This window comes from Citrobacter sp. MGH105, assembly GCF_001037485.2.
Lineage (GTDB): Bacteria > Pseudomonadota > Gammaproteobacteria > Enterobacterales > Enterobacteriaceae > Citrobacter > Citrobacter portucalensis.
Genome location: NZ_CP073048.1, coordinates 4466916 through 4484211 on the forward strand (window position 1 = coordinate 4466916; position 17296 = coordinate 4484211).

20 protein-coding genes are annotated in these 17296 nt (G+C 53.7%); 10 read left to right on the plus strand and 10 right to left on the minus strand.

Going from position 1 to position 17296, the window contains the following annotated elements:
• Position 1: 1 nt before the first annotated feature.
• From lptG to SK35_RS21405, 3 genes are all read right to left on the minus strand, one after another.
• On the minus strand, positions 2-1084 hold the full coding sequence (gene lptG / locus SK35_RS21395; protein WP_008786067.1) for an LPS export ABC transporter permease LptG: 1083 nt from the start codon (positions 1082-1084) through the stop codon (positions 2-4).
• The gene (gene lptF, locus SK35_RS21400; protein WP_032942200.1) at positions 1084-2184 is read right to left on the minus strand and encodes an LPS export ABC transporter permease LptF; all 1101 of its coding nucleotides are present in this window, start codon (positions 2182-2184) and stop codon (positions 1084-1086) included. Before lptF ends, lptG begins: the two co-directional genes overlap by 1 nt.
• A 62-nt stretch (positions 2185-2246) precedes the next feature.
• Positions 2247-2297 (minus strand): hypothetical protein, encoded by a 51-nt coding sequence (locus SK35_RS21405; protein WP_212723231.1) that lies wholly within the window; start codon positions 2295-2297, stop codon positions 2247-2249.
• A gap of 153 nt (positions 2298-2450) precedes the next feature.
• On the opposite strand from SK35_RS21405, the gene pepA reads away from it, so the two are divergent.
• The 4 genes from pepA (at position 2451) to SK35_RS21425 (ending at position 8090) form a co-directional block, all read left to right on the plus strand.
• Positions 2451-3962, plus strand: coding sequence for a leucyl aminopeptidase (gene pepA / locus SK35_RS21410; RefSeq protein WP_003025870.1), 1512 nt, complete (start codon positions 2451-2453; stop codon positions 3960-3962).
• 119 nt (positions 3963-4081) lie between these two features.
• The gene (gene holC / locus SK35_RS21415; protein ID WP_003830256.1) at positions 4082-4525 is read left to right on the plus strand and encodes a DNA polymerase III subunit chi; all 444 of its coding nucleotides are present in this window, start codon (positions 4082-4084) and stop codon (positions 4523-4525) included.
• On the plus strand, positions 4525-7380 hold the full coding sequence (locus tag SK35_RS21420; protein WP_048215050.1) for a valine--tRNA ligase: 2856 nt from the start codon (positions 4525-4527) through the stop codon (positions 7378-7380). The genes holC and SK35_RS21420 overlap by 1 nt, the downstream gene beginning before the upstream one ends.
• Before the next feature lie 206 nt (positions 7381-7586).
• Complete coding sequence (locus SK35_RS21425; protein WP_003830259.1) at positions 7587-8090, plus strand: GNAT family N-acetyltransferase; 504 nt, start codon at positions 7587-7589, stop codon at positions 8088-8090.
• Positions 8091-8116: 26 nt separating this feature from the next.
• Here SK35_RS21425 and SK35_RS21430 read toward each other — a convergent pair whose 3' ends face one another.
• The 3 genes from SK35_RS21430 to rraB form a co-directional block, all read right to left on the minus strand.
• The gene (locus SK35_RS21430) at positions 8117-8947 is read right to left on the minus strand and encodes a hypothetical protein (protein ID WP_032942198.1); all 831 of its coding nucleotides are present in this window, start codon (positions 8945-8947) and stop codon (positions 8117-8119) included.
• Between the two features lie 165 nt (positions 8948-9112).
• Positions 9113-9871 carry a tRNA isopentenyl-2-thiomethyl-A-37 hydroxylase MiaE gene (gene miaE, locus SK35_RS21435; protein ID WP_008786061.1) on the minus strand — a complete coding sequence of 253 codons (759 nt, stop codon included), beginning with the start codon at positions 9869-9871 and terminating at the stop codon, positions 9113-9115.
• 51 nt (positions 9872-9922) lie between these two features.
• Complete coding sequence (gene rraB, locus SK35_RS21440; protein ID WP_003025845.1) at positions 9923-10348, minus strand: ribonuclease E inhibitor RraB; 426 nt, start codon at positions 10346-10348, stop codon at positions 9923-9925.
• 98 nt (positions 10349-10446) lie between these two features.
• On the opposite strand from rraB, the gene argL reads away from it, so the two are divergent.
• Entirely contained in the window at positions 10447-10542 is a 96-nt protein-coding gene (gene argL, locus SK35_RS27160; protein WP_373371225.1) for a putative translational regulatory protein ArgL, read from the plus strand.
• Complete coding sequence (gene argF, locus SK35_RS21445) at positions 10512-11516, plus strand: ornithine carbamoyltransferase (RefSeq protein WP_048215051.1); 1005 nt, start codon at positions 10512-10514, stop codon at positions 11514-11516. The genes argL and argF overlap by 31 nt, the downstream gene beginning before the upstream one ends.
• A gap of 107 nt (positions 11517-11623) precedes the next feature.
• Here argF and SK35_RS21450 read toward each other — a convergent pair whose 3' ends face one another.
• A complete protein-coding gene (locus tag SK35_RS21450) occupies positions 11624-12076 on the minus strand; it encodes a YhcH/YjgK/YiaL family protein (RefSeq protein WP_048215052.1) in 453 nt (150 codons plus the stop codon).
• Between the two features lie 238 nt (positions 12077-12314).
• On the opposite strand from SK35_RS21450, the gene pyrL reads away from it, so the two are divergent.
• The 4 genes from pyrL to ridA all read left to right on the plus strand — a co-directional run bounded on the left by pyrL (position 12315) and on the right by ridA (position 14326).
• Positions 12315-12416: a pyr operon leader peptide gene (pyrL, locus tag SK35_RS21455; protein WP_003025819.1), complete on the plus strand. Its 102-nt coding sequence runs from the start codon at positions 12315-12317 to the stop codon at positions 12414-12416.
• A gap of 36 nt (positions 12417-12452) precedes the next feature.
• The gene (gene pyrB / locus SK35_RS21460) at positions 12453-13388 is read left to right on the plus strand and encodes an aspartate carbamoyltransferase (RefSeq protein ID WP_003025818.1); all 936 of its coding nucleotides are present in this window, start codon (positions 12453-12455) and stop codon (positions 13386-13388) included.
• A gap of 13 nt (positions 13389-13401) precedes the next feature.
• A complete protein-coding gene (pyrI, locus tag SK35_RS21465; protein WP_003025816.1) occupies positions 13402-13863 on the plus strand; it encodes an aspartate carbamoyltransferase regulatory subunit in 462 nt (153 codons plus the stop codon).
• A 76-nt stretch (positions 13864-13939) separates the two neighbouring features.
• Entirely contained in the window at positions 13940-14326 is a 387-nt protein-coding gene (gene ridA, locus SK35_RS21470; RefSeq protein WP_000047544.1) for a 2-iminobutanoate/2-iminopropanoate deaminase, read from the plus strand.
• Between the two features lie 91 nt (positions 14327-14417).
• On the opposite strand, the gene SK35_RS21475 is transcribed toward ridA, so the two are convergent.
• From SK35_RS21475 to SK35_RS21485, 3 genes are all read right to left on the minus strand, one after another.
• A complete protein-coding gene (locus SK35_RS21475) occupies positions 14418-15704 on the minus strand; it encodes a TRAP transporter large permease (RefSeq protein ID WP_003830349.1) in 1287 nt (428 codons plus the stop codon).
• Positions 15705-15734: 30 nt separating this feature from the next.
• A complete protein-coding gene (locus SK35_RS21480) occupies positions 15735-16244 on the minus strand; it encodes a TRAP transporter small permease (RefSeq protein WP_020996255.1) in 510 nt (169 codons plus the stop codon).
• A 62-nt stretch (positions 16245-16306) separates the two neighbouring features.
• A complete protein-coding gene (locus SK35_RS21485; protein WP_048215053.1) occupies positions 16307-17284 on the minus strand; it encodes a TRAP transporter substrate-binding protein in 978 nt (325 codons plus the stop codon).
• Between the last annotated feature and the right edge of the window lie 12 nt (positions 17285-17296).

Genomic DNA, 17296 nt, shown 5'->3' on the forward strand with positions numbered 1-17296 from the left:
ATTACGACTTACGCAGCATCAGCCACAGGCTTATCAGGAAGAAGCTGGCGCTTGGCAGCAGCGCACCGATAATCGGCGGAATGCCGTACACCAGCGTCAGCGGGCCAAAGATTTGGTCCAGCACATAGAACACAAAGCCAAAGCTAATCCCTGTCACCACGCGCACGCCCATCGGGACGCTACGCAGCGGACCAAAGATAAACGACAGCGCCATCAGCATCATGACCGCTACAGACAGCGGCTGGAAGACTTTGCTCCACATATTGAGCTGGTAGCGTCCGGCATCCTGGCCGCTCGACTTCAGGTACTTCACGTAGTTATGCAGACCGCTAATCGACAGCGCGTCAGGATCCAACGCCACAACGCCGAGCTTGTCGGGTGTCAGGTTGGTTTTCCAGGTGCCGCTCACCGTTTGCGAGCCGGTGATTTGCTTCGGATCGGTCAGGTTGGATTCATCCACCTGCGACAAACGCCAGACCTTCTGTTCCGGGTCAAACGTCGCGCTCGCAGCGTAGCGTACAGACTGCAGACGGCGCTTGTCGTTAAACGAGTAGATGCTAATCCCGCCTAACTCTGCGTCGCCTTTCACCCGCTCGATGTAGACAAAGCTGTCACCGTCTTTCGCCCACAACCCCTGCTGGGTAGAGAGCAACGAGCCGCCGTACATCTGCTGCGCACGGTAGTTACGCGCCATCTGTTCGCCTTGTGGCGCGACCCATTCGCCGATAGCCATCGTCAGCAGCACCAGCGGAATCGCGGTTTTCATCACCGACAACGCCACCTGCATACGGGTAAAGCCAGAAGCCTGCATCACCACCAGTTCACTGCGCTGGGCCAGCATGCCCAGACCCAACAAAGCACCCAGCAGCGCCGCCATCGGGAAGAAGATCTGGATATCTTTCGGCGCACTGAGCAGGGTATACAGCCCGGCGCCCATCGCATCGTAGCTCCCCTGCCCGGCTTTTTTCAGCTGGTCAACGAACTTGATGATCCCGGAGAGCGACACCAGCATGAACAGCGTCATCATGATGGTGGTGAAAATGGTTTTACCGATATAGCGGTCAAGTACACCAAAAGGCTGCATTATACCGCTCCTTTACGCATAAAACGGGCACGCAAGCGGCGCATCGGCACCGTATCCCAGAGGTTAAGCACAATCGCCAGCGCCAGATACGCCAGGTTAACCGTCCACATCCAGAACACCGGATCCAGCTTACCTTTACCGCCGTTCGACTTCAGCGACGTCTGAACCAGGAAGAACAGCAAATAGAGCAGCATTGCTGGCAGCATCGACAGCACGCGCCCCTGACGCGGGTTCACCACGCTCAGCGGTACGACCATCAGCGCCATCATAAATACGGTGAATACTAACGTGATACGCCAGGTTAGCTCCGCGCGGGCACGATCGGTGTCGGTCGTCCACAGCGTACGCATGTTCATCTGATCGGTATCGTTTGGATCCAGCGCCACGGCCTGATGACCAATAATCGCCTGATAATCCTGGAAGTCGGTAATGCGGAAATCGCGCAGCAGCGCGGTACCTTCAAAGCGCGTCCCCTGGTTCAGCGTCACGACCTGAGAGCCATCACGCATCTGGGTAAGATGTCCGGAATCGGCTACGACGACCGAAGGACGAGCGTTGCCTTTCGGGCGGATTTGCGCGAGGAACACGTCTTTGAAGTTGCTGCCGTCAACGCTTTCGATAAACAGCACCGAACTGCCGTTGGTCGCCTGCTGGAATTGCCCCTGAGCAAGCGCCGCCATACCGGGGTTCGCTTTTGCCTCCGCCAGGACTTCGTCCTGATGTCTGGAGGACCACGGCCCGGCCCACATCACGTTGACCGCCGCAATAATACTGGTAAACAGCGCTAGCACCATCGCCGCTTTCACGAGCACTGCCTTGCTCAGCCCGCAGGCGTGCATGACCGTAATTTCGCTTTCGGTATACAGTTTGCCCAGCGTCATCAACAGCCCGAGGAACAGGCTTAAGGGCAAGATAAGTTGCGCCATTTCTGGCACGCCCAGCCCCAGCAGCGAGAGCACCAGATTTGCCGGGATATCACCGTCAACCGCCGCACCAAGGATCCTGACCAACTTTTGACAAAAGAAGATCAAAAGCAGGATGAATAGGATCGCAAGTTGGCTTTTGAGCGTTTCCCGAACCAGATATCTTATGATTATCACTTTAAATACGCCCGTAAAAACCCGTCTTTTGCCGGAATTTAGCTTGTTTCATGGCTTAAACGTCATTTATTCTCTTGAGTCGTCGAAATCGTCGCTAAGATCATTATACTCAACGGATCCACCTCTCAGAAATTGTTCTGACGTGCCAATGCCGTAATAACGTTAAGATTAACACGAAGTCACCGCAACAGCGGGTATGAGTTACGAAAGCTTGCAATTCTATCCGTAGCCACCGCCGTTGTCTTTAAGATTCAGGAGCGTAGTGCATGGAGTTCAGTGTAAAAAGCGGTAGCCCGGAGAAACAGCGGAGTGCGTGCATCGTCGTGGGTGTCTTTGAACCACGCCGCCTCTCTCCGATTGCAGAGCAGCTCGACAAGATCAGCGACGGGTACATCAGCGCACTGCTGCGTCGCGGCGAACTGGAAGGCAAACCGGGTCAAACCCTGTTGCTGCACCATGTTCCTAACGTTCTGTCTGAGCGAATTCTCCTTATTGGTTGTGGCAAAGAGCGCGAACTTGATGAGCGCCAGTACAAGCAGGTCATTCAGAAAACCATCAATACCCTGAATGATACAGGCTCAATGGAAGCCGTCTGCTTTCTGACTGAGCTGCACGTCAAAGGGCGCAATAACTACTGGAAAGTGCGTCAGGCCGTTGAGACGGCACAGGAAACGCTGTACAGCTTTGATCAACTGAAGACCAACAAAAGCGAGCCACGTCGCCCGCTGCGTAAAATGGTCTTCAATGTGCCGACCCGCCGCGAGCTGACCAGCGGTGAGCGTGCGATCCAACACGGTCTGGCGATCGCCGCCGGCATTAAAGCGGCAAAAGATCTTGGCAACATGCCGCCGAACATCTGTAACGCCGCCTACCTGGCCTCTCAGGCGCGCCAGCTGGCAGACAGCTACAGCAAAAATGTTGTGACCCGTGTAATCGGCGAGCAACAAATGAAAGAGCTGGGCATGCACTCTTATCTGGCCGTCGGTCACGGCTCGCAGAACGAGTCGCTGATGTCGGTCATCGAGTACAAAGGCAATCCGTCCGAAGACGCGCGTCCGATCGTGCTGGTCGGTAAAGGGTTAACCTTTGACTCCGGCGGTATCTCCATCAAACCAGCCGAAGGCATGGATGAGATGAAGTACGACATGTGCGGCGCAGCAGCGGTATACGGCGTGATGCGCATGGTGGCTGAGCTTCAGCTCCCCATCAACGTTGTCGGCGTGCTGGCGGGCTGTGAAAACATGCCGGGTGGCCGCGCGTATCGCCCAGGCGACGTGCTGACCACGATGTCTGGACAGACTGTTGAAGTGCTCAATACGGATGCCGAAGGCCGTCTGGTGCTGTGCGACGTGTTAACCTACGTCGAGCGCTTTGAGCCAGAAGCAGTGATTGACGTCGCGACCCTGACCGGCGCGTGCGTGATTGCGCTGGGCCATCACATCACCGGCCTGATGTCGAACCACAACCCGCTGGCGCATGAGCTGATCGGTGCGTCCGAGCAGGCTGGTGACCGCGCGTGGCGTTTGCCGCTGGGTGATGAATACCAGGAGCAGTTAGAGTCCAACTTTGCGGATATGGCGAACATCGGCGGACGTCCTGGCGGTGCCATTACCGCGGGCTGCTTCCTGTCACGCTTTACCCGTAAGTACAACTGGGCGCACCTGGATATCGCTGGTACCGCATGGCGTTCAGGGAAAGCCAAAGGCGCAACCGGTCGTCCGGTCGCGCTGCTGTCGCAGTTCCTGCTCAATCGTGCCGGTTTTAACGGCGAAGAGTGATGTAAAACGCCGGGTGGCGGCTTCGCCTTACCCGGCCTACAACGTCACTCAACCGTAGGCCGGGTAAGCGTAGCGCCACCCGGCTTTGCATTTAAATCCACAACAAGAAGCCCCATATCATGAGAAACGCAACGTTCTATATTCTGGACAATGACAACACCGTCGATGGCTTAAGCGCCGTTGAACAACTGGTGTGTGAAATTGCCGCAGAACGTTGGCGTGCTGGCAAGCGCGTGCTGATCGCCTGTGAAAACGAAAAGCAGGCTCTTCGACTGGATGAAGCTCTGTGGGCGAGACCGGCAGAAAGTTTTGTTCCGCATAATCTGGCGGGAGAAGGCCCCAGAGGCGGCGCGCCGGTAGAGATTGCCTGGCCGGAGAAACGCAATAGCAGCCCGCGCGACCTGCTCATCAGTTTGCGCGTTGGCTTTGCAGATTTTGCCACCGCTTTCACAGAAGTGATAGACTTCGTTCCTTACGAAGATTCTTTGAAACAATCGGCACGCGATCGCTACAAAGCTTACCGCGTGGCTGGTTTTAACCTGAATACGGCAACCTGGAAATAATGGAAAAGACATACAACCCACAAGATATCGAACAGCCGCTTTACGAGCACTGGGAAAAGCAGGGCTATTTCAAACCTAACGGCGATGAAAGCAAAGAGTCCTTCTGCATCATGATCCCGCCGCCGAACGTCACCGGCAGTTTGCATATGGGTCATGCTTTCCAGCAAACCATCATGGATACCATGATTCGCTACCAGCGCATGCAGGGTAAAAACACCCTGTGGCAGGCCGGTACCGACCACGCGGGTATCGCTACCCAGATGGTGGTTGAGCGTAAGATTGCCGCTGAAGAAGGTAAAACCCGTCACGACTACGGTCGCGAAGCGTTTATCGACAAAATTTGGCAGTGGAAAGCGGAATCCGGCGGCACCATTACCCGTCAGATGCGCCGTCTCGGCAACTCCGTTGACTGGGAGCGCGAGCGCTTCACTATGGACGAAGGTCTTTCCAATGCCGTGAAAGAAGTCTTTGTTCGCCTGTACAAAGAAGATCTGATCTACCGTGGCAAGCGTCTGGTCAACTGGGACCCGAAACTGCGCACCGCTATTTCTGATCTGGAAGTGGAAAACCGCGAGTCTAAAGGCTCCATGTGGCACATCCGCTATCCGCTGGCTGACGGCGCGAAAACCGCAGACGGTAAAGATTACCTGGTCGTCGCCACCACCCGTCCGGAAACCGTACTGGGTGATACCGGCGTAGCCGTTAACCCGGAAGATCCGCGCTATAAAGATCTGATTGGCAAATTCGTTATCCTGCCGCTGGTTAACCGCCGCATTCCGATCGTTGGCGATGAACACGCCGATATGGAAAAAGGCACCGGCTGCGTGAAGATCACCCCGGCGCACGACTTTAACGACTACGAAGTCGGGAAACGTCATGGCCTGCCAATGATCAACATTCTGACCTTTGACGGCGACATCCGCGAAACCGCGGAAGTGTACGACACCAAAGGCGAAGAGTCCGACGTTTACTCCAATGAAATCCCGGCTGAGTTCCAGAAGCTGGAACGTTTTGCTGCGCGTAAAGCGGTGGTTGCCGCCGTTGATGCCCTGGGCCTGCTGGAAGAAATTAAACCGCACGACCTGACCGTACCTTACGGCGACCGTGGCGGTGTGGTTATCGAACCGATGCTGACCGACCAGTGGTACGTCCGTGCCGACGTGCTGGCGAAACCGGCGGTTGAAGCGGTTGAGAACGGCGACATCCAGTTCGTACCGAAGCAGTACGAAAACATGTACTTCTCCTGGATGCGCGATATTCAGGACTGGTGTATTTCCCGTCAGCTGTGGTGGGGCCACCGTATCCCGGCATGGTATGACAACGACGGCAATGTCTACGTTGGCCGCACCGAAGACGAAGTGCGTCAGGAAAACAACCTCGGCGCCGACGTTGCACTGCGCCAGGACGAAGACGTTCTCGATACCTGGTTCTCTTCTGCACTGTGGACCTTCTCTACGCTGGGCTGGCCGGAAAACACCGATGCGCTGCGTCAGTTCCACCCAACCAGCGTGATGGTTTCCGGCTTCGACATTATCTTCTTCTGGATTGCCCGCATGATCATGATGACCATGCACTTCATCAAAGATGAAAACGGCAAGCCGCAGGTTCCGTTCAAGACCGTCTACATGACCGGTCTTATCCGTGACGACGAAGGCCAGAAGATGTCCAAATCCAAGGGCAACGTGATTGACCCGCTGGATATGGTCGACGGTATCTCTCTGGCAGAACTGCTGGAGAAACGTACCGGCAACATGATGCAGCCACAGCTGGCTGAGAAAATTGCCAAGCGTACCGAGAAGCAGTTCCCGGACGGCATCGAGCCGCACGGCACCGACGCCCTGCGTTTCACCCTGGCAGCGCTGGCCTCTACCGGTCGCGATATCAACTGGGACATGAAGCGTCTGGAAGGTTACCGTAACTTCTGTAACAAGCTGTGGAACGCCAGCCGCTTCGTGCTGATGAACACCGAAGATCAGGATTGCGGCTTCAACGGCGGCGAAATGACCCTGTCTCTGGCGGACCGCTGGATCCTCGCTGAATTCAACCAGACCATCAAAGCGTACCGCGAAGCGCTGGATAACTTCCGCTTCGATATCGCCGCGGGCATTCTGTACGAGTTCACCTGGAACCAGTTCTGCGACTGGTATCTGGAGCTGACCAAGCCGGTCATGAACGGTGGTTCCGAATCTGAACTGCGCGGCACCCGCAATACGCTGGTTACCGTGCTGGAAGGTCTGCTGCGCCTGGCGCACCCAATCATTCCGTTCATCACCGAGACCATCTGGCAGCGCGTGAAAGTGATTTGTGGCAACACTGCAGATACCATCATGCTGCAGCCGTTCCCGGAATATAACGCAGCGCAGGTTGATGAAGCGGCGCTGGCCGATACCGAATGGCTGAAGCAGGCGATCGTCGCCGTACGTAACATCCGTGCGGAAATGAACATCGCCCCGGGCAAACCGCTGGAGCTGCTGCTGCGTGGTTGCAGCGCTGATGCGATGCGTCGTGTGAACGACAACCGCAGCTTCCTGCTGAACCTGGCACGTCTGGAAAGCATTACCGTGCTGCCAGCCGATGACAAAGGTCCGGTCTCCGTGACCAAAATCATCGACGGTGCCGAACTGCTGATCCCGATGGCTGGCCTCATCAACAAAGAAGATGAGCTGGCACGTCTGGCGAAAGAAGTGGCGAAAATCGAAGGCGAGATTGCCCGTATCGAAGGCAAACTTTCCAACGAAGGTTTCGTTGCCCGCGCACCGGAAGCAGTTATCGCCAAAGAGCGTGAGAAGCTGGACGGTTACGCAGAAGCCAAAGCGAAGCTGATTGAACAGCAGGCGGTCATCGCCGCGCTGTAATTGCCTATGCCGGATAGCGCTGAGCTTATCCGGCAAACGGGCACCGTCATCGTAGGTCGGATAAGCGTAGCGCATCCGACACCACAGACGATAAAGCCTCTGACGCATATGCTCAGAGGCTTTTTATTGAATTATCCTCGCTTGCGCTTCCCCTCACCGCAGTGGTATTAACTGCATATGTCTCACTTTTATGTCATGAGTTCGCTATGAGTGCCATTACCTCCGTCGCGGCAACGCTGCGCCGAATTTCTGCCGATGATAACGCCGCCATTGCCCGTGTTATCCGCAAAGTTTCCGCTGAATACGGGCTTACCGCCGATAAGGGCTATACCGTTGCCGACCCTAATCTGGACGAACTGTTCCAGGTTTACAGCCAGCCGGGCGCGGCCTACTGGGTGGTTGAGCAAAATGGTGAAGTCGTGGGCGGCGGCGGCGTTGCGCCGTTAGGATGTAGTGAACCAGGCATTTGCGAGCTGCAAAAGATGTACTTCCTGTCGAGCGCGCGCGGTCAGGGGCTGGCGAAAAAGCTGGCATTGATGGCGCTCGAACATGCCCGCGAGCAGGGTTTTAAACAGTGCTATCTGGAGACCACAGCGTTTCTGACTGAGGCAATCCGCCTGTATGAGCATTTAGGCTTTGAGCATATCAGCGAAGCGCTGGGCTGTACCGGGCACGTGGATTGTGAAGTGCGAATGTTAAAGCCCCTCTGACCTTACGCCGAGAGGCTTTAGCCGCGTTACTGCATCTCGGCTGAGAGCATCAGTCGAATAACGCCAGCCGCGCGGGCGGTTGGCAGCTTCAGCACCTGTGACCAGAGATCCTGCACTATCTCACAGGCAATCTTCTCTTTGCCGATCGCTTTAGTCGGATCGGCCATGATCTGAATATCCGGCCCATAGCGCTGTACTAACCCAGGGCTTATTGCTTGCAGATCCTGCAACGCCAGCTGTTTCTCTTCTGCCGTGACCGTATGTTTGTTCGGACCATAGGCAGCACGCATCATACTCATATCACTCGCCATACGACGGTTCATGATCTCATGCGGAACCAGACGTGCCGGGTTAATCCCCCCTTTCACTGCCGGAAACAGAAAGCGGAAGCATTCGTCATCACCGATTTTGGCCACAGCAGCGATCTGCTCAAGGTTAATCTTCATATATTCAATGACATTGGCATCTGGCGCCTGCTGCAATCTTGCCATTTGCAACTGAAGAATTTGTGGTTGTATCGCGTCGATAACCTGCTGTTCGCTACTCCCTGCTTTCTTCATCTGCGCTGCCTGGCTGATAATTTTTTGTGTCAGCTCAGGTTCCTGCTCCTTAATCACCTGAAACGCCGGATTGGAGAGCATCGCCTTTTCAAATTGCTGCTCTTCGGTCAGACCATAATCCGGGCTTTCGCGTGGGATCAGGTAGTGCACATCAAACAGATTCCACGCGATGATCGCCACCACAAAAACCACCGCGCCGGAGATCTTGCCCAGCCAGCCTTTTTTGCGAAACATGCCGACGACGATAGCAATCACCGCCCCGATATAACCTGCCAACAATACGTGTGCCCAGTTCATTAACCATCCTTATGCCAAATCATCTCTGTTACGGGGATATATTTCCCCTTCGTGTGTTTTGATTATTACGGCAGCAGCGAGCGATTTCCAGCCACCAGATTTTGCTAACAGAAAGAGGAAGGATTAATCCGCGCGGCGATGGACACCGCGCGTCAAAGAAAGGAATTAAGCTGGCACACCGCTGTGGAAGCGGAATTCATCGTCAGGAGAGGTGATCAACGCGGCTTCTACTTCGCCAAAAAACCGCACCCGGCTACTGATATCATCGGCTGAAACCTGCTGCGCCAGCGCCAGGTAATCCTGATAATGTCGGGCCTCGGATCGCAGCAGCGACAGATAAAACGCCTGCAAATCGTCATCCAGATACGGTGCCAGCGCGGCGAACCGTTCACAGGAACGCGCCTCAATATAAGCCCCGCAAATCAGTTTATCGATTAACGTCAGCGGCTCGTGGGTGCGTACCTCTTTGAGCATGCCTTTAGCGTAACGGCTGGCGGTAATCTTAATATAGGGAATGTTGCGGCTCATCATCGCCTCACGCACCTGCCAGAAGTGATGCAGCTCTTCTTTGATCAGCAAAACCATGCTGTCGATAAGCTTGCGTCCCCACGGGTCGTCGGTTTGCGGCATCACGCTTTTGCTTATCTGTTTATTCAGCGCGATAAAATCCGGCTCATCCCCTTCTCTGAAAGCAAACGCTTCATAGGGTTTCAGCCAGTCCAGCAGCGCCTGCGATCCCTGTTTATCTGCGACATACTTACGCACCAGCAGCATCGCCGTTTGCGCCGCTTTCAGCTCACAGACGAGGTGATCGGTCAATAACAGTGGGAGATTCGCCGGGTCTCGCGCTTTATCAAGCCAGGCCTGGGGCGTTTTACAGTGCAGGAAGTTGTGGATCGGGGAGAGTATTTGCAGGTAATCCATACATTGTCCTTGGCCTGCGGCAGCCTGGGCTACCGCAGGTCAGTTGATGACTTAGTGACGCACGCCGTCATCATCTTCGTCGACGAGGTCTTCATCGTCGCCGTCTTCACCTTCTTCACCGTTCGGGTCTTCAAAATAGGTGCCCCAACCGTCGTATTCCACATCATATTTTTCGGCCAGGTTCATCAGTTGCTCAACCTGAGCATCGATCAACTCCGCATTCAGTGCACATTCGCTCAGAATGTCACAGCAAATAACCGTGTCGCCTTCTTCCACTTCCAGCTCTTCCGGCTCGGTCACTTCATAACCCAGCTTGAAGGCTTCTACTGCCGCTTTTTCCAGGGTTTCGAAGTCATCCGCGGAAAGGTGATGCTCAATGGTGTACAGCGCGTCTGGATCGCTGCCATCTTCGAGTAACTCTTCAATAATCAAGCGCGTTTCTTCACGCTGTTCTTCCAGTAGTTCCGGGTTTGCCATGGCTCGTTCCTCATAATGTCCTGCCGATACTCTTATTGTCACATACCGCTGTCATTGCCTCCACCTTTCCAGGAAAGATTTGTTAAACAAGGTTGCAAATGAATAAACATACATATAAATTGAATTTTAATTCAATAAATGGCCTAAGCCATGTGAGGGAACCATGTCTGCGTTTTATCAGAAACATTTTTTGAAACTGCTTGATTTCACCTCTGCTGAACTCACGTCACTGCTTCAGCTCGCCGCACAGCTGAAGGCTGATAAGAAAAACGGCACTGAAGCCGCAAAGCTCACCGGTAAAAACATCGCGCTCATCTTCGAAAAAGACTCAACCCGTACCCGTTGCTCTTTCGAAGTTGCCGCATACGATCAGGGCGCGCGCGTGACATACCTCGGGCCAAGCGGCAGCCAGATTGGCCATAAAGAGTCGATCAAAGACACCGCCCGCGTGCTCGGCCGCATGTACGACGGTATTCAGTATCGGGGCCACGGTCAGGAGATTGTCGAGACGCTGGCGGAATATGCCGGAGTTCCGGTGTGGAACGGATTAACCAACGAGTTTCATCCCACTCAGCTGCTGGCGGATCTGTTAACTATGCAGGAACACCTGCCGGGTAAAGCGTTTAATGAGATGACGCTGGTCTACACCGGTGATGCCCGCAACAATATGGGCAATTCCATGCTGGAAGCCGCCGCGTTAACCGGGCTGGATCTGCGTCTGGTCGCACCGCAAGCCTGCTGGCCGGAAGAAAGTCTGGTTGCGGAGTGCAAAGCGCTGGCACAGAAAAACGGCGGCAATATTACGCTGACCGAAAATGTCGCCACGGGCGTGAAAGACGCGGACTTCATCTATACCGACGTCTGGGTATCAATGGGCGAAGCAAAAGAGAAGTGGGCCGAACGTATTGCGCTGCTGCGTAAGTACCAGGTTAATAGCGCGATGATGGCGTTGAGCGGCAATCCGCAGGTGAAATTCCTGCACTGCCTGCCCGCGTTTCATGACGATCAAACCACGCTTGGCAAACAGATGGCACAGGAATATGGTCTGCACGGTGGAATGGAAGTGACCGATGAGGTCTTTGAATCCCCCGCCAGTATCGTATTTGATCAGGCGGAAAACCGGATGCACACCATCAAAGCGGTGATGGTGGCGACGCTGGCGAAGTGAGGGCATGGATGAAAAGAATGCCGGATGGCGATGCTAAGCATCTTATCCGGCCTACAATAGCGCTCCCGTAGGCCGGGCAAGGCGAAGCCGCCCCCCGGCAAATACGCTTATGCCACCCGCATTTTCACCACGGCTTTGCGTACCAGCGCTGGTGCACCGACCGCGCACAGCGGTTTATGCACTTCGCCCGGATAGAACACCACGAAATCACCTTCGTTCAGCACCACCGTTTTTTCCTGTACTCCTTCCGGCAGGAAAGCGATATCTTTATCCGCCAGCCAGTCAGTTTCCGGCGCGCCCGCAGGCTGCGTGCTGAAGGTCATGCCTTCCTGACCTTTGAGCAGAATCTGAATATCCAGATAGCGCGCGTGATACTCAGCGCGGCGCTGTGCAAACGGCTCCGTCATATCTTCAGCAATCAGATAAAACAGGCGATCGCCGTCGATGTCGTGCTTACCTTTTTCCGTCTCATCCGTCACATGCGCTTTAATGTGTTCAATCGCCTGACGCAGCTCTTCCGGCAGCCAGGCATCCAGGTTGTGAATATTGCCGACAATCATCTTAAACCCCTTAATTAAAACATCGTTTCATTTTAGTTGTTATACGAAAAAACGGTCTGCCATACTACTGCTATTTGCCGATATTTTGCGTCAACGCATGTTTATCTCATTGTTGCTGTTTGGCATTCAGGGTGAATGAATATTCATGAGAATCGTTTGCGATGAATAATTTGTGCATTTTTCGCTTGATCCCATAACGGAGCTGAGTATAATCGCGGACAATTTGCCGGGAGGATGTATGGTTCAGTGTGTACGACATTTTGTCTTACCGCGTCTGAAAAAGGACGCTGGCCTGCCGTTTTTCTTTCCGTTGATCACCCATTCCGAGCCCCTCAATTGAGGGGCTTTTTTTTTGCCCAGGCGTCAGGAGATAAACATGGCTAACCCGCTCTATCAAAAACACATCATTTCCATAAACGACCTCAGCCGCGATGACCTCAATCTGGTCCTCGCAACAGCGGCGAAATTAAAAGCTAACCCACAGCCGGAGCTGTTAAAGCATAAGGTTATCGCCAGCTGCTTCTTTGAAGCCTCAACCCGCACCCGTTTATCCTTTGAAACCTCCATGCACCGCCTGGGCGCCAGCGTGGTGGGTTTCTCTGACAGCAGCAATACCTCTCTGGGCAAAAAAGGTGAAACGCTGGCCGACACTATTTCCGTCATCAGCACCTATGTCGACGCCATCGTAATGCGCCATCCGCAGGAAGGCGCCGCGCGCCTGGCTACGGAGTTCTCCGGTAACGTTCCGGTACTGAACGCAGGCGACGGCTCCAACCAACATCCCACCCAAACGCTGCTGGATCTGTTCACCATTCAGGAAACTCAGGGTCGCCTGGACAATCTGCACATCGCCATGGTGGGTGACCTGAAATATGGCCGCACCGTCCATTCCCTGACCCAGGCGCTGGCGAAGTTCGAAGGTAACCGTTTCTACTTCATCGCCCCGGACGCGTTGGCGATGCCGCAATACATTCTGGATATGTTGAATGAAAAAGGTATCGCCTGGAGCCTGCACGGCACTATTGAAGAGGTGATGGCGGAGGTCGATATCCTCTATATGACCCGCGTACAAAAAGAGCGTCTGGACCCGTCCGAATACGCCAACGTGAAAGCGCAGTTTGTTCTGCGCGCCAGCGATCTGAACGGCGCCAGAGCAAACATGAAGGTACTGCATCCGCTGCCGCGTATCGATGAGATCACCACCGACGTCGACAAGACGCCGCACGCCTGGTATTTCCAGCAGGCTGGCAACGGCATCTTCGCCCGCCAGGCGTTACTGGCACTGGTATTGAATAGCGAACTGGCACTGTAAGGGAGAAAAAGAGATGACACACGATAACAAACTGCAGGTTGAAGCCATCAAACGTGGCACCGTGATTGACCATATTCCCGCACAGGTTGGTTTTAAGCTGCTGACGCTGTTCAAACTGACGGAAACCGACCAGCGTATCACCATCGGTCTGAACCTGCCGTCAGGCGAGATGGGCCGTAAGGACCTGATTAAAATTGAAAACACGTTCCTGACCGATGAGCAGGTAAACCAGCTCTCCCTGTACGCCCCGCAGGCAACGGTAAACCGCATTGACGATTACGACGTGGTGGGTAAATCTCGTCCGAGCCTGCCTGAGCGTATCGACAATGTACTGGTTTGCCCGAACAGCAACTGTATCAGCCATGCTGAGCCGGTTTCCTCCAGTTTTGCAGTGAAAAAGCGTGCTGATGACATCGCACTCAAATGCAAATACTGTGAAAAAGAGTTTTCGCATTATGTGGTGCTGGCCAACTAATTGGGGTTGGTTATGAGATCCCGGCTCCCTATAATGAGCGGGAACATTCTACTACCGCTGTAATTCAGGAGAAATCATGAGCAAGACTATCGCGACGGAAAATGCACCAGCAGCAATCGGCCCATACGTTCAGGGCGTTGACCTGGGTAGCATGGTAATCACTTCCGGTCAGATCCCGGTCGATCCGAAAACCGGTGCCGTAGCGGAAGACGTGTCCGCTCAGGCACGTCAGTCGCTGGAAAACGTAAAAGCTATCGTTGAAGCAGCAGGCCTGAAAGTGGGCGACATCGTAAAAACGACCGTCTTCGTAAAAGACCTGAACGATTTCGCAACTGTAAACGCGACCTACGAAGCGTTCTTCACCGAACACAACGCGACCTTCCCTGCGCGTTCTTGCGTAGAAGTTGCCCGTCTGCCGAAAGACGTGAAAATCGAGATTGAAGCGATCGCCGTTCGTCGCTAAATCTGCTTGTGCCGGATGGCGGCTTCGCGTAATCCGGCCTACGCAAGCGTAGTTTGTAGGCCCGGTAAGCGCGAGCGCCACCGGGCATTTATCACATCACACCAAACAGTTTCGGCAGGAACAGCGAAATCGCCGGAATGTACGTCACGAGCATCAGCACCAGGAATAGCACAAGGTAGAATGGCAACATCGCCTTCACCACCTGCTCTATTTTCTGTTTACTCACCGCACTGGCCACAAACAGCACCGACCCTACCGGCGGCGTAATCAGGCCGATCCCTAAGTTCACCAGCATGATCATGCCAAAATGAACCGGATCAATGCCGAGCGCGTTGGTCACCGGCAGCAGAACCGGCGTCAGAATGAGGATCAGCGGTGCCATATCCATCAGCGTACCGATCAGCAGCAGCATGATGTTAATACACATCAGGATGACGTATTTGTTGTCCGAGATGCTGGTGAAGGCTTCAGTGATACGCATCGGCAACTGCATATAAGTCATGACAGCACCGAACGCGGCGGCAAAGCCTATCAGGATCATGACGATAGTGACCGTTTTCACCGTGCGGAACATCAGCTTCGGCAGCTCAGACCATTTATAGTCACGATAGATAAACATGGTGACAAAGAAGGCCCACAGGCAGGCAATTGCCGCAGACTCCGTTGCGGTAAAGATACCTGACAGGATACCGCCCATGATGATCACAACGGTCATCAGGCCCCACAGCGTATCAACGAAAATCTTCAGTGCCTGGCGAAACGGTACACGTTCTCCTTTTGGATAACCGCGCTTGTGCGCAAAAGCCACGCACATCACCATCAGGCTGAGGCTTAACAGCAGCCCCGGCAGGATCCCGGCGATGAACAGCGCGGCAATCGACACCGTTCCACCGGTTGCCAGCGAGTAGATAACCGAGTTATGGCTGGGCGGCGTAAGAATCGCCTGCACCGAACCGCTGGCCGTTACCGCTGCGGCAAAGTCACGCGGATAACCTTTTTTATCCATCTCCGGGATCATTACCGAACCAATGGACGCGGTATCAGCCACCGACGATCCGGAAATAGCACCAAAAAAGGTTGATGCCACAATATTTACCAGCGACAGTCCGCCGCGGATAAAACCAACAAAAATATAGGCAAAGTTCACCAGTCGCCGCGCAATTCCCCCTTCGGCCATAATAGCCCCGGCCAGAATAAAGAATGGGATCGCCAGCAGCGAAAACTTATTCACCCCACTGGTCAGTTGGATCATTACCGCTTCCAGTGGAATATCTATGTACCAGGCCCCAATGATGGCGCTAATGCCAACTGCGTACGCTACCGGTACCCCAATCGCCAGCATAATGCCGAGCGTAAAGACGAGAATAAATGCATCCATCTGCTTTCCTTTCTGAAATGGGGGCGGTAACTAGCTGGTCGATCCCAGCATGACAACGGGACGTTGGTACTGCGGACCACGGAAAATCTTTTCAGCGATAAACAGCAGCGTTATGGCAGAGCCTATCGGCAACGGAAGATAGTTTTGCCCGGCGCTTAAAAGCGGGAATTCCGCCACAGGCTGGTCCCACAGTTCAAGACAGAGATTGGTTCCGTACCACAGAATGAACAGACTTATCGCCACCAACATAACGTCAGCGATTACCGAGCAATAACGGCGGGAAGCATCCCCCAGACGGTCAATCACCATGCTCACCGCGATATGCGAGCCTGCACGATAGCTCACCGCCGCGCCAATAAAGGTGAATGTCACCATACAGAGAATAGCGACGGGTTCAGGCCATGACAGGGCGTTATTCAGAACATAACGCGCGAATATGCCAATGGGGATAATGGCGACCATGACCAATAATGCGATACCGGCAATCCACATTGACACCCGATAAAGAAAATCCATTACCGATGAATAGCATTCACCCATAATTATCACCTCGAATTAATCAAAAGATTCAGGCGGAGGGTTGATATCCTCCACCTGATGAATTACTTCACATCCTGAATACGTTTGATCAAATCCTGGTGGTCTTTACCATAATTATCCCGCACTGACTGCGTGGCTTTATAGAAATAATCCGTATCAATATCGTGGAACTGAACGCCGTTGGCTTTCATGGTCTCCAGTGATTTCGCATTATAATCCTGCCAAAGTTTTCGTTGCTCTATCTGTGCTTCCTTGGCGAGTTTAATAATGAGATCCTGATCTTCTTTTTTCAACTTATCCCATTTAGCTTTCGAAAACAGAAAAAGCTCAGGAATAATAAAGTGTTTGCTCCAGGTATAGTTTTTCACGACCGGCAAATAGTTATGCGCAACAAACGTTGGCGGGTTATTTTCCGTGCCATCAATAACGCCGGTCTGCATGCCGCTAAATACTTCACTGACGCCCATGACAACGGAGTTAGCGCCCATCGCTTTCAGGGTATCCAGCGCTATCGGACTTCCTTGAACACGGATTTTCATACCGTGTAAATCTTCCGGTTTCACCACCGGATTTTTGGTGATCAGGTTACGCGTGCCGGCATCCATCCAGCCGAGAAACACCAGCCGCGATTTGGTATTAGCCGTCAGACGGTCGCCAATTTCCTGCCCGATCATGCCGTCGAGAACCTTATGCAGATGGTCCTCATCGCGGAAAATATATGGCAGGGTAAACACGTTAATTTCAGGGAGAATGGCGGCAACAGGCGTCATTGAGACACGAATAATATCGATAGCGCCTAATTGCGCCTGTTCAATCATCTGTTTTTCATCGCCTAACACGCCACCAGGAAATGTTTTAATCTCCAGACGGCCGTCGGTCGCAGCGCTAAGTTTTTCCCCCATATGTTTCACTGCGACAACGTTCGGGTAATCAGCCGGATGCACATCTGCGGCGCGAAAAGTTTGTGCCAGCGTTGCATGACTCGCCAGGAATACAGACGCGCCAATACACAGACTTAACAGGTTTTTTGTCAGTTTCATTTGTCCTTCTCC

What these genes read in the sequence shown, in the direction of transcription:
- SK35_RS21430 (WP_032942198.1), bottom strand. Translation starts at nt 8,947, where the DNA reads ATGAACTGGGCACACGTATTGTTGGCAGGTTATATCGGGGCGGTGATT.
- SK35_RS21480 (WP_020996255.1), bottom strand. Translation starts at nt 16,244, where the DNA reads ATGGGTGAATGCTATTCATCGGTAATGGATTTTCTTTATCGGGTGTCA.
- rraB (WP_003025845.1), bottom strand. Translation starts at nt 10,348, where the DNA reads ATGGCAAACCCGGAACTACTGGAAGAACAGCGTGAAGAAACGCGCTTG.
- pepA (WP_003025870.1), top strand. Translation starts at nt 2,451, where the DNA reads ATGGAGTTCAGTGTAAAAAGCGGTAGCCCGGAGAAACAGCGGAGTGCG.
- argL (WP_373371225.1), top strand. Translation starts at nt 10,447, where the DNA reads ATGAATAAACATACATATAAATTGAATTTTAATTCAATAAATGGCCTA.
- lptG (WP_008786067.1), bottom strand. Translation starts at nt 1,084, where the DNA reads ATGCAGCCTTTTGGTGTACTTGACCGCTATATCGGTAAAACCATTTTC.
- SK35_RS21450 (WP_048215052.1), bottom strand. Translation starts at nt 12,076, where the DNA reads ATGATTGTCGGCAATATTCACAACCTGGATGCCTGGCTGCCGGAAGAG.
- pyrI (WP_003025816.1), top strand. Translation starts at nt 13,402, where the DNA reads ATGACACACGATAACAAACTGCAGGTTGAAGCCATCAAACGTGGCACC.
- miaE (WP_008786061.1), bottom strand. Translation starts at nt 9,871, where the DNA reads ATGGATTACCTGCAAATACTCTCCCCGATCCACAACTTCCTGCACTGT.
- SK35_RS21420 (WP_048215050.1), top strand. Translation starts at nt 4,525, where the DNA reads ATGGAAAAGACATACAACCCACAAGATATCGAACAGCCGCTTTACGAG.
- pyrL (WP_003025819.1), top strand. Translation starts at nt 12,315, where the DNA reads ATGGTTCAGTGTGTACGACATTTTGTCTTACCGCGTCTGAAAAAGGAC.
- argF (WP_048215051.1), top strand. Translation starts at nt 10,512, where the DNA reads ATGTCTGCGTTTTATCAGAAACATTTTTTGAAACTGCTTGATTTCACC.
- SK35_RS21485 (WP_048215053.1), bottom strand. Translation starts at nt 17,284, where the DNA reads ATGAAACTGACAAAAAACCTGTTAAGTCTGTGTATTGGCGCGTCTGTA.
- SK35_RS21475 (WP_003830349.1), bottom strand. Translation starts at nt 15,704, where the DNA reads ATGGATGCATTTATTCTCGTCTTTACGCTCGGCATTATGCTGGCGATT.
- holC (WP_003830256.1), top strand. Translation starts at nt 4,082, where the DNA reads ATGAGAAACGCAACGTTCTATATTCTGGACAATGACAACACCGTCGAT.
- SK35_RS21425 (WP_003830259.1), top strand. Translation starts at nt 7,587, where the DNA reads ATGAGTGCCATTACCTCCGTCGCGGCAACGCTGCGCCGAATTTCTGCC.
- ridA (WP_000047544.1), top strand. Translation starts at nt 13,940, where the DNA reads ATGAGCAAGACTATCGCGACGGAAAATGCACCAGCAGCAATCGGCCCA.
- pyrB (WP_003025818.1), top strand. Translation starts at nt 12,453, where the DNA reads ATGGCTAACCCGCTCTATCAAAAACACATCATTTCCATAAACGACCTC.